The 15048-nt window shown below is 62.1% G+C and carries 17 protein-coding genes; 4 read left to right on the top strand and 13 right to left on the bottom strand.

Features of this window, described 5'->3' with window-relative positions:
• Window positions 1–195 precede the first annotated feature (195 nt).
• On the bottom strand, window positions 196–435 hold the full coding sequence (locus KIO74_RS32710) for a NepR family anti-sigma factor (RefSeq protein ID WP_213333637.1): 240 nt from the start codon (window positions 433–435) through the stop codon (window positions 196–198).
• 242 nt (window positions 436–677) lie between these two features.
• Here KIO74_RS32710 and KIO74_RS20275 point away from each other — a divergent pair, with 242 nt between their 5' ends.
• Window positions 678–1508, top strand: coding sequence for a response regulator (locus KIO74_RS20275; protein ID WP_213333636.1), 831 nt, complete (start codon window positions 678–680; stop codon window positions 1506–1508).
• Between the two features lie 246 nt (window positions 1509–1754).
• Here KIO74_RS20275 and KIO74_RS20270 read toward each other — a convergent pair whose 3' ends face one another.
• The 4 genes from KIO74_RS20270 to topA all read right to left on the bottom strand — a co-directional run bounded on the left by KIO74_RS20270 (window position 1755) and on the right by topA (window position 6092).
• The gene (locus KIO74_RS20270; protein WP_213333635.1) at window positions 1755–2255 is read right to left on the bottom strand and encodes a hypothetical protein; all 501 of its coding nucleotides are present in this window, start codon (window positions 2253–2255) and stop codon (window positions 1755–1757) included.
• Complete coding sequence (locus KIO74_RS20265; RefSeq protein WP_213333634.1) at window positions 2256–2603, bottom strand: DUF883 family protein; 348 nt, start codon at window positions 2601–2603, stop codon at window positions 2256–2258.
• 307 nt (window positions 2604–2910) lie between these two features.
• On the bottom strand, window positions 2911–3111 hold the full coding sequence (locus tag KIO74_RS20260; RefSeq protein WP_213333633.1) for a CsbD family protein: 201 nt from the start codon (window positions 3109–3111) through the stop codon (window positions 2911–2913).
• 191 nt (window positions 3112–3302) lie between these two features.
• Window positions 3303–6092: a type I DNA topoisomerase gene (gene topA, locus KIO74_RS20255; RefSeq protein WP_213333632.1), complete on the bottom strand. Its 2790-nt coding sequence runs from the start codon at window positions 6090–6092 to the stop codon at window positions 3303–3305.
• 368 nt (window positions 6093–6460) lie between these two features.
• Here topA and KIO74_RS20250 point away from each other — a divergent pair, with 368 nt between their 5' ends.
• Window positions 6461–7570 (top strand): sulfite oxidase, encoded by a 1110-nt coding sequence (locus tag KIO74_RS20250; RefSeq protein ID WP_213333631.1) that lies wholly within the window; start codon window positions 6461–6463, stop codon window positions 7568–7570.
• A 43-nt stretch (window positions 7571–7613) separates the two neighbouring features.
• On the opposite strand, the gene KIO74_RS20245 is transcribed toward KIO74_RS20250, so the two are convergent.
• Genes KIO74_RS20245 through KIO74_RS20235 form a run of 3 tightly spaced genes read right to left on the bottom strand, consistent with a single transcriptional unit; the run spans window position 7614 to window position 9686 of the window.
• A complete protein-coding gene (locus KIO74_RS20245; protein WP_213333630.1) occupies window positions 7614–8405 on the bottom strand; it encodes a VOC family protein in 792 nt (263 codons plus the stop codon).
• Between the two features lie 43 nt (window positions 8406–8448).
• Window positions 8449–8940, bottom strand: a complete 492-nt coding sequence (locus KIO74_RS20240; protein WP_213333629.1) for a DUF1579 domain-containing protein — start codon at window positions 8938–8940, stop codon at window positions 8449–8451.
• Window positions 8941–8948: 8 nt separating this feature from the next.
• Window positions 8949–9686, bottom strand: coding sequence for a DUF899 domain-containing protein (locus KIO74_RS20235; protein ID WP_213333628.1), 738 nt, complete (start codon window positions 9684–9686; stop codon window positions 8949–8951).
• Between the two features lie 68 nt (window positions 9687–9754).
• Here KIO74_RS20235 and KIO74_RS20230 point away from each other — a divergent pair, with 68 nt between their 5' ends.
• Window positions 9755–10201 (top strand): MarR family winged helix-turn-helix transcriptional regulator, encoded by a 447-nt coding sequence (locus KIO74_RS20230; RefSeq protein WP_213333627.1) that lies wholly within the window; start codon window positions 9755–9757, stop codon window positions 10199–10201.
• Window positions 10202–10419: 218 nt separating this feature from the next.
• The gene (locus KIO74_RS20225) at window positions 10420–10827 is read left to right on the top strand and encodes a VOC family protein (protein ID WP_213333626.1); all 408 of its coding nucleotides are present in this window, start codon (window positions 10420–10422) and stop codon (window positions 10825–10827) included.
• Between the two features lie 66 nt (window positions 10828–10893).
• Here the strand turns inward: KIO74_RS20225 and KIO74_RS20220 are convergent, their stop codons facing one another.
• The 5 genes from KIO74_RS20220 to KIO74_RS20200 form a co-directional block, all read right to left on the bottom strand.
• Window positions 10894–11886 carry an SRPBCC domain-containing protein gene (locus KIO74_RS20220; RefSeq protein ID WP_213333625.1) on the bottom strand — a complete coding sequence of 331 codons (993 nt, stop codon included), beginning with the start codon at window positions 11884–11886 and terminating at the stop codon, window positions 10894–10896.
• 50 nt (window positions 11887–11936) lie between these two features.
• On the bottom strand, window positions 11937–12281 hold the full coding sequence (locus KIO74_RS20215; RefSeq protein ID WP_213333624.1) for an ArsR/SmtB family transcription factor: 345 nt from the start codon (window positions 12279–12281) through the stop codon (window positions 11937–11939).
• A gap of 81 nt (window positions 12282–12362) precedes the next feature.
• Window positions 12363–13235 (bottom strand): ABC transporter permease, encoded by an 873-nt coding sequence (locus KIO74_RS20210; RefSeq protein WP_213333623.1) that lies wholly within the window; start codon window positions 13233–13235, stop codon window positions 12363–12365.
• Between the two features lies 1 nt (window position 13236).
• Entirely contained in the window at window positions 13237–14157 is a 921-nt protein-coding gene (locus tag KIO74_RS20205) for an ABC transporter permease (protein ID WP_213333622.1), read from the bottom strand.
• A gap of 6 nt (window positions 14158–14163) precedes the next feature.
• On the bottom strand, window positions 14164–15024 hold the full coding sequence (locus tag KIO74_RS20200) for an endonuclease/exonuclease/phosphatase family protein (protein WP_213333621.1): 861 nt from the start codon (window positions 15022–15024) through the stop codon (window positions 14164–14166).
• Between the last annotated feature and the right edge of the window lie 24 nt (window positions 15025–15048).

Raw genomic sequence — 15048 nt, 5'->3', positions numbered from 1 at the left:
CCCGGTACTTATGGATGAAGCGGCGTCGGCGCATGCGAGCCTATGTCCTTCGAATATCCAGGCTCCCCGCGCCGCCATCAGTGTCAGCCGCACATGTTAAACCCCGACGACATAATTCCTTCTATGGACATGAATGCGAAAATCCAAGTCGACAATATCACGCACGTCGATATGCATAGATATCAGCTAACGATATCATTCGGACTTCGTTTTCTCATCCAGATCTTGAAGAAGCTTTAAGAAACGCTCCGGCGTGGCTTCGTTCAATACGTCATCATACATAGACCGCAATTGAAGCCCAATCTGATCTTGTACTGAGTGCTTCTCGCCGTCGACACCACGTTCAGCCGGAGTGGTCGTGTTCGCTGAATGCCCCGGTGCGCTCCTATCAGCCGGCACAGTCCGCACAACTCGCGGACGTTCCTCCCGGTCCATCAGCACCTCCACCGCATATCAAAACCACCCTCTCACCAAACCGGGTATAACCCCTGGTGCCGGATTAAACGCAACGGCGTCGCAAAGGTTCCAGAGTGCCGGAACTTATCAATGAAAGCAGCGTTCTTAATTTGGATCGCGCGTCACACTTCCCCCTCGCGCCAGCACAAGCATTGCCGTTACACTGATTTTACGTGTCGTGACTCATGATAAGTCTAAACGCAAGGAAAAAGGGTTCGTTCATGTCCCTCTCTCAGGCAATTGCACCACATCTGCCCTATCTGCGCCGATTCGCGCGTGCCTTATCCGGCACCCAAAGTGGTGGTGATGCCTATGCCGTTGCCACGCTGGAAGCCATCATGGCGGATCCGGCGGAAATCGACGATGCGCAAGATCTTCGCGTCGCTCTCTTCCGTATTCTGTTGCGTGTCTGGAACTCGGTGCCACTCAATGAAGCGGCCAATCCCGTTTCGCCCATGGACATAGAACCCGCCATGGGTGCCGAGGCCAACGTCCAGCGCAGACTGGAGGCGCTTCCTCCGCGCCCCCGTCTCGCTTTTCTCCTCCAGGCAGTGGAAGGCTTTTCCGTTCAGCGTATCGCCGAAACCCTCGATTGCAGCCAGGATGAAGTCGCAGAACTTCTCGGGCAGGCGAGCAAGGACATTTCCGATCAGCTGGCCACGGACATCCTTATTATTGAGGACGAACCCATCATCGCGATGGATCTGGAGGCCCTTGTGGAAAGCCTCGGCCATCGCGTGACAAATATCGCGCGTACACATCGCGAAGCCGTCGGCGCCATCGCGACACAAAAGCCGGGATTGGTGCTTGCCGATATCCAGCTTGCCGATGGCAGCTCGGGCATCGACGCCGTAAACGACATCCTCTCGGAAATCGAGATACCCGTGATCTTTATCACGGCTTACCCCGAGCGGCTCCTGACCGGCCTGCGCCCCGAGCCGACATTTCTTGTTACCAAGCCGTTCAACGCGGATGCCGTAAAGGCGATCATCAGCCAGGCGCTCTTCTTCGACCGGCGGTCCCACCGCGCTGACGCCGCGGCGGCCAGCTGATCAATGCGTCTAGGGTCTCTTCCGTTTCGGAACCTCGGTAATTGAACACCGCCCCCGGATTACGTCCGGGGGCGAAGTTCGTATCGTGAGTCGTGGACTGGGAGCACCCGTAGCCGATGGCTGAATGTGGAGGTTCGCTGGCATGCTTCGCTGGAATAGGCCCGAACGAACTCAAGCCTTGCCCAGCATCCGCTGCTTCAGTCCCCGGGGATCTCACAGGCAAGATCCCGAACGGTTAGCCCGGAACTACTTCTTCTTCTCGAGAAGACGTCCGCCGACAAAACCAGCCAAGGCGGCCACCAGTGTCAGCTGGAATGGGGTCAGTGACTTGACGATGTCCTGGGTGCCAAGGAGTGCAAGCTCCTCGGCCGTCATGCCGCTCTTTGGTTGCCCCTGGCTTGCCCCGGAAGCCGACGCGCCAGCGAGCCCAACCTGAGCAGCCGCCTCCATCCTCACGCCGCGTGAAGAGGCCGTCCTTGACGCGGTTGAGCGGCGATTGATGGCTATCCGGACAGCGAGCACGACGAGGGCCGCCACAAAAAAACCGGCCGCCATGATCGCGGTCGCCTGGATGAAACCATAACGCAGGCTGAGCCAATGGGTCGCCGAGATAGCGCCGAAGATCAGCGCGATCACCACAAGCAGTCCGACCGCACTCAGCAGCACGACATCGATGACCGTGCGGCGGGCGGCCTCCTGCATCGGCGCGATCGCTCCGGCAGCCAATTGCCTGAGGAGCCTGATCATTTACTTGCGGCTCAGGAGGCCCAACACCAGGCCGATGCCACCGGCGATCAGCACAGCCGTCAGGGGATTGCGCTCGATATTGGATTCAAGCTCCGTCGCGGCATTCCGAACGCCGTGTTGCGCGTCCGACGCCATTTGACGTCCAGTCCGGGCAACATCGTCAGCGACCGAATTGACCCGGCCTGCGACCGCATCAGCAGCCCGGCCAACGGAGGTCCTCAGCTGCGCCGCCGCGTTGTCCGCCTCACGCTGCACCAGTTGCGCGATGCTGTTGGACAACTGCGTGATATCCTCGCGAAGCTTGGCGATCTCGGCGCCATACTCCCCTTCATTCGGCTTGGTGGCCATTAAGCTACTCCTTAGCAAGAACTCACATTCTTATTCGCAAGGCACCCGAGATCAACGCCGAAGCGCAAACGTAGTGAAAATCGAAAGCTTCCTATCGCTCCACTTGGCGATCGTCTCGCTTGTCGCAGCGCCAAAAACCTTGACGCTCCCTTCATATCTAAAGGTCCGTCTGCAATGGAAAAGACTGCGGGGCCACGCCCATTACCAAATATCGCCCAGCCAATCGCTCCGATCTGACGCTCGATTGGCTGGGCGCTATTCAACGCATCAAAATTCTGAAGATCCGAACGACCCGCAGGAAATAGCGCTAGTGGGTTTTCTTGAGCCAGTCGTCGATCTGCCGCTCGGCTTCATCCTTCGCCACGCCATAGCGCTCCTGCAGCTTCCCGGCGAGTTCCGTGCGCTTGCCCTGCACGACATCCAGATCGTCGTTAGTGAGCTTACCCCACTGCTGCTGCAAATTTCCCTTAAACTGCTTCCAGTTACCTTCAACACGATCCCAGTTCATACTGGCTCCTCCATAGTAATCTCTACGAGAAGAACGAGCCGAACCTCGGGAAGTTCCATGTTTTCATCCCGACGGCATCACCGCCGGCCAAGGGTTAGCAGAACCGCGGCGGTAAAGCTTGACGGGACTTCTGCCAGCGTCGGGGGAGACCCAGCCAAACATCGCGCCTCCCTGAAATTCTGGAACGACGGTCAGCCACCAGCTGCGGACTTGGCAGCCGCGGACTTGGCAGGCGGCGCAGCAGGCTCATCCGTCGTTGACATGTCGTCTGCCGCCGCCGCGCCAGCCTTCTGGGCAACAGACTTTTTCGCCCCGGCCTTCGTGGAAGCTGCCTTGGTGGAAGCTGCCTTCGTGGAGGCTGCTTTCTTGGACGAGGCCTTGTCCGCCCCCGATTTCGCCACCTTGGCGGCTGGCTTCTTGGCGGCCGGCTTCTTGGCCGCAACCTTGCGCCCACCCTTCTTGCTCCCGCCAGCCTCCCGGCGGGCCTTAAGCAAAGCGAGGGCCTCCTGGAGCGTCACGGCGTCGCTCTCGGTGCCTTTCGGCAAGGTCGCATTCGTCTCGCCATCCGTCACATACGGCCCATAGCGGCCAGCCTTGACGACCACCGGCTTCCCACTCTCCGGATCATCGCCCAGCGGACGGCCGGGATCGTTGGAGCCCCTGCGGCCGCCGCCCTGCTCCTTCGCGACGATGAGATCGATCGCGCGGTTCGCGCCAATTTCCAGCACGTCATCATCCCGGCCGATATTGGCGTAGGTCTTCTCGTGCTGCACATAGGGGCCGAAACGGCCGATATTGGCGAGGATCGGCTTGCCCGTCTCCGGATGTATCGCGACTTGTCGCGGCAGCGACAGGAGCTTGAGCGCCATCTCGAGGCTCACCACATCCGGCGGGGTCCCCTTCGGAAGGGTCTGACGCTTGGGCTTTTCGCCCTCCCCCAGCTGCACGTAAGGACCATAGCGGCCATCACGTAGGGTGACTTCAAGGTCAGTGGCCGGATCGCGGCCGAGCACCTTCGGGCCCCCGCCGGCCTCGCCGGCACCCTCTGCGTCGCCGTTGCCACCTGCGGCCAGCTGGCGGGTATAGCGACATTCCGGGTAGTTCGAGCAACCAATGAACGAGCCGAACTTGCCAAGCTTGAGCGACAGCCGGCCCACTCCGCAGGAGGGGCACAGGCGTGGATCGCCGCCGTCGGCGCGTGGCGGGAAAATATGCGGCCCGAGTTCCTCATTGAGGGCGTCGAGCACCTCCGTCATGCGCAGGCTCTTGGTCTCATCCACGGCCACGATGAAGTCGCGCCAGAAATCCCGGAGCACCGCCTTCCAGTCGATCTCGTGGTTGGAGACCTTGTCGAGCTTCTCCTCAAGATCCGCGGTGAAGTCGTACTCCACATAACGGCGGAAGAAGCTTTCGAGGAAGGCGGTGACGATGCGCCCCTTGTCGTCGGGCACGAGGCGCTTCTTGTCGAGGCTGACATATTCGCGGTCGCGCAGCACCGCGAGCACGGCGGCATAGGTGGAGGGCCGGCCGATGCCGAGCTCTTCCATTCGCTTGACGAGGCTCGCCTCGGTGAAGCGCGGCGGCGGCTCCGTGAAATGCTGAGTGGCGCGGATCTCGCGCTTTTCGAGATTTTCACCGGCTTTCATCGCCGGCAGTCGGCCGCCGTCCTCGTCGGCCTCGTCGTCCTTGCCCTCTTGATAGAGCTTCAGGAAGCCATCAAAGACCACGACCTGGCCGGTCGCGCGCAGATCCAGCACGCGCGAGCCGACACGCGCTGCGATATCAACGGTTGTGCGTTCGAAAGTCGCCGACTCCATCTGGCTGGCGATCGTGCGCGTCCAGATCAGCTCATAGAGGCGGGCTTGGTCTGCATCGAGATAACGCAGCACATCGGCCGGCAGGCGCGAAAGATCGGTGGGACGCACGGCCTCGTGCGCTTCCTGCGCATTCTTGGCCTTCACGCTGTACTTGCGGGGCTGCGGCGGCACATAGCGATCGCCAAATTCTTTGCCGATTACGCTGCGGGCGGATGTGATGGCTTCTGGCGCCATATCGACGCCATCGGTTCGCATATAGGTGATGAGACCGACCGTTTCGCCGCCGATTTCGACACCCTCGTACAGCTTCTGCGCGATCTGCATGGTCCGCGCCGGTGCAAGCCCCAGCTTTCGCGAGGCCTCCTGTTGCAGGGTGGAGGTAGTGAAGGGCGGCTGCGGATGGCGCTTGGCGGGCTTCGCCTCCACGCTGACGACCTGGAACGTCGCCGCTTCGAGATCACGCTTGAAGGCTGCGGCTTCTTCGCCCTTGCCGATATCGAGCCGGCTTATCTTCTGCCCATCGGCACCCACAAGGCGCGCCTCGAAGGTCGCTCCATGCGTCGTCGCAAGCAGGGCGATAAGGGACCAATACTCGCGTGGAACGAAGGTTTCGATCTCGCGCTCGCGGTCACAGACCAGCCTGAGCGCGACTGATTGGACCCGACCGGCGGAACGGGCGCCCGGCAGCTTGCGCCAGAGCACTGGTGACAGGGTAAAGCCGACGAGATAGTCGAGCGCCCGGCGCGCGAGATAGGCGTCGACGAGCGCCTGGTCGATTTGCCGGGGATGCGCCATCGCGTCCAGAACAGCATCCTTGGTGATCGCGTTGAAGGTCACGCGTTCGACCGGAATGCCACGCAGAGCCTTTTTTTCGCCGAGCGCCTCCACCACGTGCCAGGAAATAGCCTCGCCTTCGCGATCGGGGTCGGTGGCGAGTATCAGCTTGTCAGCGCCCTTAACGGCGCGCACGATCTCCGACATGCGCTTGGCGCCGCGATCCTCGAGCTCCCATACCATCGCGAAATCGGCGTCAGGATCAACCGAACCGTCCTTGGCGGGCAAATCGCGGATATGCCCAAAGGATGCCAGAACCTCGTAGCCACTACCCAGATACTTATTGATTGTCTTGGCTTTGGCCGGAGATTCGACGACAACGACCTTCATGAATAAGAGTCCTTGGCAAAGACAGATGTTGAAACGCGACCCGGCTGGGACTGGACAGCGATGGGTCCTAAGTGGGTGAAACAGTCCTACAAGTCAAATTCCACAGAAACGCGTCAGGTCAAAAAAGCCCAAAAAAGACCAGCGGAACGCACACTGTCCCGCTGATGACACTCCAACAATCGCCCGTTGCACACTGATCGGACGCCGTTGCTATCGCGCAATGCTGCTACGCCGGCCAGAGCCCGACGCCCGCACGTCCATACCGATGAACCATACGCGCGCGACAGCCGCAACTGCGCGGCATTGACGTGGCCCAACGCGTCACTACCCTGACAACGCACACGAGAGCCCCGAGGGAACCACGGTCCATGGCAGACAGCAAGCAGCCCGCGCCGATCGTCCGGCAACAGTCGCCGCTGAATGTCGAATATCCCTTCTCCCGATTATCAGATTGGCTGATCCCCAGCGATCAGTTCTACATCCGGAACCACTTCCGCATGCCGGGATTAGCCGTGACAGACTGGCGGCTTGCCGTCACAGGCGCGGTGGACAGGCCGCTCTCGCTTGATCTCGATGCGCTGAAGGCCCTGCCGAAGGCGGAATTTGCGGCCGTCATGGAATGCGCGGGCAACGGCCGCGTCTTCTATGAACCCGCCAGGGAGGGCCTGCAATGGCAGGACGGCGCCGTGGGCAACGCGCACTGGTCCGGTGTGCTGCTGCGTGACGTCCTGGCGCTTGCCGGCGTCCGGACGAATGCGGTCGAGGTGGTGTTGATCGGCGCGGATCGCGGGCTGGTCGACGCCGGCAAGAAGACCGCGTCACCCGGCGAGATCGCCTTCGCGCGCAGCCTACCGGTCACCAAGGCCATGTCGGAAAGCGCGCTCCTCGCCTATGCCATGAACAACGAACCCCTCATGCTGGAACACGGCTTTCCCCTGCGTGCGGCGATCGGCGGCTGGTACGGCATGGCCTGGATCAAGTGGCTGGTGGAGGTCCGGGTCGTCGAGCAGCCTTTCACCGGCTACTGGCAGACGCGGGATTATATCCAATGGGATCGGAGCCTCGGCGAACCCATGGTTGCGCCGCTGACGACCATGAACGTCAAGTCGCAGATCGCGCAGCCCGTCAACGGCGCGGTCGTTGAAGCCGGCCGTCCCCTGCGCATCCATGGCGCCGCCTGGGCGGGTGAGGCCGGCATCAGCATCGTCGAGGTCGCCACTGGCGACGATGCGCCGTGGCAGGCCGCGACCCTCGTAGGCCCGGCCTCGCCGCACGGCTGGCGCCTCTGGGAATTCATTTGGACGCCGCCCGCCCCCGGCCGCTACCATCTCAAGTCCCGTGCCACGGACGTCCTCGGCAACCGCCAGCCCGAGGCCGCGCAGCCGGACCGTGAGAGCTACGCGGCCAATTGGGTCATCCCCGTCATGGTCGAAGCGACGGCCGGCCCCGAGGAGCCGGCCGACAATTTCGTCATATGAGGGTTGGCCTTATGGACCAGCCCATCAGTGCGAGGCTGTCCTCTTACATGGTGGAGGTCATGCCGCCCTTGGGTGGCGCCGTCAGCGAGAACACAACGCCCTGGGGATCGAGCGCCTGGACGATCCAGGCGCCGCCGGGCACTTCCATCGGCCCGTTGATGACCTGTCCGCCGCCCGCCTTGAGCCGGTCGATGGCCGCGTCGATGTCCTCGACGTTGAAATAGAAGGTCCAGAAGGGGGCGGGAACGACCGGCGGCTTGTCCATCATCCCGCCGACGGGTTGGCTTCCGCACGCGAAGAGCTGGTATGTGCCCATCTCGCCCATATCAAGGCTCTCGTCCTTCGTCCAGCCGAACAGGCCGGAATAGAAGGCGAGCGCGGCCTTGTGATCGATGGCCATCAGCTCATGCCACCCCACATGGCCGTTGGCGCCAGGCGCCGCGTCCGGCTGATCCTCGCCCTGGCCCTTGAACAGGGTGAAAACCGCACCCTGCGGATCCGCGACGACAGCGAAGCGCCCGACTTCGGGGATGTCTTCCGGCGCGCGGTAGATCTTGCCGCCGGCCTTTACGACGGCATCCGCCTTGGCATCCACATCCGCGACGCCGATATAACCCATCCATCCCGGCTTGGCGCCAGCGTCGCAAGCGTCCTGCGGCAGTGTCATGAGGCCGCCGATAGGCTGCTCGCCCGCATGCAGGATGGTATAGGCAAAATCGACCATGCCTGAATCCTGCATAGTCCAGCCTACGACGTTCTTGTAGAACGCTTCAGCGGCCTCCTTGTCGCTGGTGGCCAACTCGTACCAGACGAACTTACCCTCTGGACCGGCCATCACATGTCCTCCCTTTTGAAAACGTCTGACGGAAAGGTTGAAATCACATCTTGCGGCGATAGTGCATCGTCATGACCGGCTTCCACGTTCCGTCCTCGGCGAGGAAGCGGGATGACAGCGTGCGGTTGTTATCGTCCTCAATTGTGATGACATCCTGATAGCGCGTGCTTTTGGCAGGATCCTCGAACCCAGGCCCCACGGTATCGAGAGTCAGAACCTTGCCCGTCGGGTCGAGCGCGCCTTCGTAGACCCAGAGATGCGTCATCATCGAACCGACCCAGGTTCCGACATACCGCTGTTTGGCCGGGTCATAGCCGAGAGTCAGCTGGTTTGTACCCGATCCGCCATCAGACATCTCGCCGCTGCCCTCGGAAATCAGCCAAACGCCATGGAGCATGCGCGTCGTCTCGGACCAAGGCTTGGATGGAGCTTCTGATGAAGCCGTGGAGCCGTCGTCACAGGCGGGCATGGACACGGTCCACTCGCCGACCAGTTGCTCGAGCCAGCGATGTTCTTTCTGCGGTTCGACTTTCATGAGTGTGCTCATCCTTTTGAATGACAACAGGTGGATTGCGATTGGGGCCCATACTCATCGTGGCGACGCACGAAATCCATGATGGTCTTTTCGTTGCGCCCCTTTGGCGCACGATCGAGAACCATCATGGCACCCAGGAGCTCCTCAAGGCCTCTTGCGTAACCGGAATAGGTGTGGAGCACCTCTCCCGCTTCATTTTTCGTGAAGGCGCTTAGCCCGTGCAGTTCATCCAGATCCCCGAACGGGGACATCATGTCGAAATTGTAGACTATACTGCCGCTGTTAATCTCATCGGGCGAAAATGATACATGATAATCAAAGTTGAAGTCGCTCTTATAGGATGACACCCATGGCAAATGCCATCCCATGCGCGTCTTGTAGGCCTGCAGCTTCTCAAGAGGAGCCCGTGACACCAGCGTCACCGTGACATCATGATGCTCCAGATGGGGCAAGGCACCTTCGAGATGGTCCGCAAGGAATGAGCAGCTCGGGCAGCCAGCCTCCCAATCCGGCCCGAACATGAAGTGATAGATGACGAGCTGGCTGCGCCCGGCGAACAGCCCGCCCAGGGTCTTCCGCCCCTCCGGGGTATCAAAGACATAGGCCTTGTCGACCCTCGTCCAGGGCAGCGCCAGCCGCGCGGCGTTGACCGCATCGCGCAGCCGCGTCATTTCCTTTTCCTTCTCCAACAGGGCCTTGCGCGCGGTGAGCCATTCGTCGCGGGACACGACAGGATTGCCTTGCATTGCGGCCTCCTTGCAGCAGATATCAGCTTGTGGCTTGACAATTATGTTGATATCAACATTATTAGGTCATGTCAAAGCACGTCGAGATCCCTTTTGAAACGACAATTCTGGTGCGCGATACGTGCCTCTGCCTGCATGTGCAGCGCGCGGCCCGTGCATTGGCACGGCGTTTCGACGAGGCTCTCCGACCTCTTGGACTGACGAACGGGCAGTTCTCCCTGCTGATGTCCCTGAACCGGCCCCATCCACCGGCAATCGGTTCGGTGGCTTCGCTTCTGGCCATGGACAGGACGACGTTGACGGCCGCCCTGAAACCCTTGGAACGGCGTGAACTCATCACCATCGCGCCGGATCCCAGGGATAAGCGCAGCCGCCTTCTGTCGCTGACCGCGGGCGGCAAAACCTTGCTCGCGGAGGCGGTCCCGATCTGGAAACGCGAACATGCCATCGTTGACGCCTTGCTTGGCGACGGCGTCCCCGAACGTCTTCGCAACGACCTTGGCCGAATTGCCTGATGGCGTCGCGATAGAGAGCATAGCAGCGCGCGATCCGGTTGGAACGGTCTGGCGGCTACCCGGGCTCTCGCCCTGACGCATAGGCTACGAAGAGCGAATGCCTTTCGATAGCTGCACTCAAGTTCATGCCGCTTCGCGGACACCCACAGTCGGGGTCAGCCGCGACGACAGACACAGCCAATCTATATATCCGCTGGAAAAACCTGGAAGGAAACCTCATGGTCAAGGGTATATTCGTGAATCTGCCGGTCAAGAACCTCGATTCATCGATTGCATTCTTCAAGTCACTTGGCTTCACATTCAACGCTCAATTCACGGATGAGACCGCGACCTGCATGGTCATGAGCGACACGATCTATGCGATGTTGTTGACGGAGGCGAAATTCAAGGAGTTCACGCCGCGCAACATCTGCGACACGTCAAAGGATGTCGAGGTCCTGCTTGCGATATCCCTGGAAAGCCGCGAGGCGGTCGATACCCTGGTGAGCAAGGCAGTCGCCGCAGGCGGCAAGACCTATAGCGAGCCGAAGGATCACGGCTTCATGTACCAGAAGGCTTTCCACGATCTCGATGGTCACGCCTGGGAAATCTTCTACATGGACCCGAGTTTCGTCCAGCCGACCTGAGAAGTCTTGTTGTCCGCGGCGTCTCGCGGCATCCGCAGGGCCGCCATCGCGGCCTTGCGGTGGGCTTCACGCGGAGAAGCGCCCGGCATAGGCATCCTCAACGCCCTCGAAGAGCTGCCAGAACGACGGCGGGGTCAGCCCGGCCAGCCGATGCGCCAATACGGCCAGATGAGGCTGCCAGCCACCGGACACATTGACCATGTCCTTCATCGCGCCGAGGCGGCTATGGGTCAGGACGAGCCGCACCTTGTCTCCGACCTGCGAGAGCTCGAACCGAACCTCCGACTTGTCCTCAATGCCATCGCCCCAGGTGAAGGCAAGGACATGCGGCGGCTCGTAGCGGAGCATGCGGTGCGGGCTGTCGATGCCGCATTCATAGTCCTTGAAGCGGGCCGGCGTCTCCAGCTTGTGCGGTGACAGGGATATATGATCGAAGCGGATCGTGAAACTGGCTCCGGGCGTGCTCGGCATGGCGCCGGACGCCAGCCATTGGCCGCGCTTGTCGGATTCCGTGAGATAAGCCCAGACGCGTTCGATGGGGCCCGGCAAAAGCCGCTCGAAGCGAACCGTATGGGCGTCGATCTTTTCGCCGGGCCGCTCGTCGAGCTGGAAGAGCCCTGCCAGCCTGTCAAACATCAGGGCCCAGCCGTGAGCGGTTCCCGCTTCGGCGTCTTCACCCTGCTCCGCAATTTCTTTCGCGATGTCGTCCCCCGCCTGGGTGAAGACCATGCGTGTGTGATCACCATCGGGTTCAAACTCCACGGTGATGAGGTCGCTGTTCGGCGAGAACTGCGGCATCGCGAAGGTGAACGCGAGCCTGTGGGGCGCATCGACAGCGGTATATTCACCGACCGCCGTGTAGTCCTGTCCACCGCGCCGGTCGGTAATCGTCCAGCGGCCGCCGACGCGCACGTCGAGTTCATGGCTATTCTTCTCACTCTCGGGCGAGGTGAAAAGCCAGCGACGGACAAGCGATGGCTCCGTCCACGCGGCGTACAGGGCTTGCGGTGACGTATCGAATGTCCGCACGAGGCGGAGGCCATGGGGCTCTGATGTCACAGTGCGTCTCCCTCTTGTTTCACAGCAGGCGTTTTGAGGGGGATCCCCTCTCAAGCGCCGCCGGCGGCGTCCTCGGCCTTGAGCAAGGCTTCCAGTCCATCCAGGCGATCCGACCAGAAGCGCTGATAGAAGCGCAGCCACTCCTCGGCCATTGCCAATGGCTCCGGGGCGATGCGGCAGATATGCGATCTGCCCTGGATGCGGCGCGTCACGAGACCAGCCCCTTCCAGCACACGGATGTGCTTCGAGGCGGCGGCGAAGGACATCGCGAATGGTTCCGCGAGTGCCCCGATCGCTTGGTCCTGCTGCGATAGCGCGCGCAACATCGCCCGTCGCGTCGGGTCCGCGAGTGCATGGAACACACGATCGAGCATCGCCGGCTGCTGTTCAACCATATGGTTTAATTAACCGATCCGGGCCCGTTAGTCAACCAGTTGGTTTAATGATTGATGCAATCCTCGCGCCGCTTCGTCGGCTCAGCGCAGGCGCGCGTCGAAGCGGTCACGCATCCAGTCGCCGATCAGGCTGACGGACAAGGTGGTGAGGACGATGACGGCGCCCGGTACGGCCGCCATCCACCATGCGAGCACGATGTAGTTCCGGCTCTCGTTGACGAGCAGACCGAGCGAGGTCAGCGGCGGCTGCACGCCGAGACCGAGGAAGCTGAGGCCAGTCTCCAGCAGGATGACTTCGGGAAAGTTGAGCGTCATCTGCACGATGAGCGCGCCGATGATATTGGGCAGGATGTGCCTGACATAGATGCGCGGCGAGCCCGCCCCGAGCGCCCGAAGCGCGCCCGCGTAGCCGGCCGTCTCGGCGTCGAGCACGAGCCCGCGCGCGAGCCGGGCATAGCGCTCCCAGCCGGCGAAGCCGACGATGATGACGAGCAGCCAGAAGCTCTTGCCGAAGAAGGCGACGACCGTGATGGCGAAGATGATGAAGGGCAGCGACGCCTGGATGTCGACGAGCATCATGATCGTCTCCTCCCACCAGCCGCGCAGCCGCGCCGCCAGCATGCCGAGCGCCACGCCGATGAGCATGCCGAGGAGCGTGCCGAACAGCGCGATGATGATGGAGAAGCGGATGCCATAGAGGACCCGGCTGAAGACATCGCGGCCGAGATGGTCGCTGCCGAAGAGGAAGGGATTGTCGTGGCCGAGGATCGCCGGCGGCTTCAGGCGCAGGAGCGGCTGCTGCTCCGCATAGCCGAACGGCGCGATGAGCGGCGCCGCGACCGACGCGATGAGGATCACGGCGATCCAGAGGAAGGCGACCACGATCGCCGCCGGCAGGGGCTTGCCCCGCCGCCGGCCGATACGGAGACCGCGCCCGAGATCGATGACGCTCATGTCAGTGCCGCCTGCGGATTTTCGGGTTGAGGAAGCCATAGGCGAGGTCGACGGACAGATTGGCGAGCGTCATCGTCGTGGCGAAGAGCATCACCAGGGCCTGCACGACGGCGAGGTCACGCAGGCCGACGACATCGACGAGCAGCCGCCCGACGCCGGGCCAGCCGAAAACCTGCTCGACGATGATGGAGCCGCCGACAAGGCCGCCGAGCGAGAAGCCGATGATCGTGACGATCGGGACCGCCGCATTAGGCAGGACGTGATTGAAGATGGCCTGCCCGCGTGTCTCACCCGCCGCCATCGCCGCGCGGACATAGGGTTGTTCAAGCACCTCGAGCACGGCGGAGCGCGTGAATCGCGCGATGACCGCAGCGCCGGAAAAGCCGAGCGTGATGACCGGCATGACGAGATGAGCGGGCGTCGCGCTGCCCGAACTCGGCAAGAGGCGCAGCCCCACCGCCAGGAAGAAGATGAGCGTCACGCCAAGCACGAAATTCGGCAGGCTGTAGCCTAGAGAACAGAACAGCATCATGATCTGGTCGAGCGGCCGGCCACGATTGAGCGCGGCAATGATCCCTCCGGGAATGCCGATCGCCAATACGAGCGCGAACGCCGTTCCCGTCAGGGTCAAGGTGGCGGGCAACCGCTCCAGCACCACGGTCAGCGCCTCCCGTCCGTTGGCGAGCGAGCGCCCGAAATCACCCTGCACCAGGTTGGTGATGTAAACGACATATTGCGTCCACAGCGTCTGATCGAGCCCCCAGCGGGCCCGGAAGAGCGCGATCACCTCCTCCGTCGCATTGTCCGGCAGGAGTTCGCGGGCGGGATCGCCCGTCAGACGCATGAAAACGAAGGCGAAGGTCATCACCGCCCAGAGGGTGATGATGGCCCGCACAATCTTGATGATCGCGAATCCGAACATGGCGCGTCAGTCGCGAAAGGTGACCGCGAGCGGCTGATGGTCGGAGGCATCGGCGTCGCGCAGAACCTCGGCCGAGGCGACCTTGGCCCGGAGACCGGGCGTCACCATGATGTAGTCGATGCGCTTGCCGGTCTTGGCATCCCAGTCGAGATAGATGGTGTCGCCCTCGTTCTCGGCATGGCCGGCGGCGACCCAGGCATCGCAGAAGCAGTCGGGCGGGTTGAGGCGGCCATACATGCCGCTGGTCGGGCCGACGAGGAGCTCGTAGACGGGGCTGTCCGGCGTCAGGTTGAGATCGCCCATCAGGATCGCCTCGGCGGGGACCGCCGGCGGCGGCTCTTCCAGCCACGTGGTGTCTGGATGGCCGCCCGCCGATACAGGCCCGTCGTTCCGGGCGCGGCGATGCACGTCGAGTGTCACCTGCGCGTGGATGAGCCGCTCCTCGTCGCACAGATGCGAGAAATGGCTGGAATAGACGCGGATGAGACCGAGCGGCGTCTCAATCGTCGCCTCGGTCACGCCGCGCTGGATGGCGTGGGCCGTGAGCGGCGTCAGCTTCGGAAACAGGAAGGTGCGCGTCGTAACGATCGGCCAGCGCGAGAGGATGGCATTGCCGAACTGGCGACGGACATGCCGGCCGTCGAGACGCTTGTCGATGTCGACCGTCGCGCCGTACACGGCGTGGTAGTCGCCAAGGCGTTCCACGATGCGCTCGACCTGGTGGATATTGCCTGAGCGCTCCCAATAGGCCTCGATCTCCTGTAGGCCGATGATGTCGGCGCCAACGAGCACATCGGCGACGCGATCGATGTCGTAGCGGCCATCGCGGCCCTTGCCGTACTGGATGTTGTAGGTGACGACGCGCATCGGGATGCCTCTTTTCGTGGGCTA

This window comes from Chelatococcus sp. HY11, assembly GCF_018398335.1.
GTDB lineage: Bacteria > Pseudomonadota > Alphaproteobacteria > Rhizobiales > Beijerinckiaceae > Chelatococcus.
This window is presented reverse-complemented; position numbering and strand designations above follow the sequence as displayed.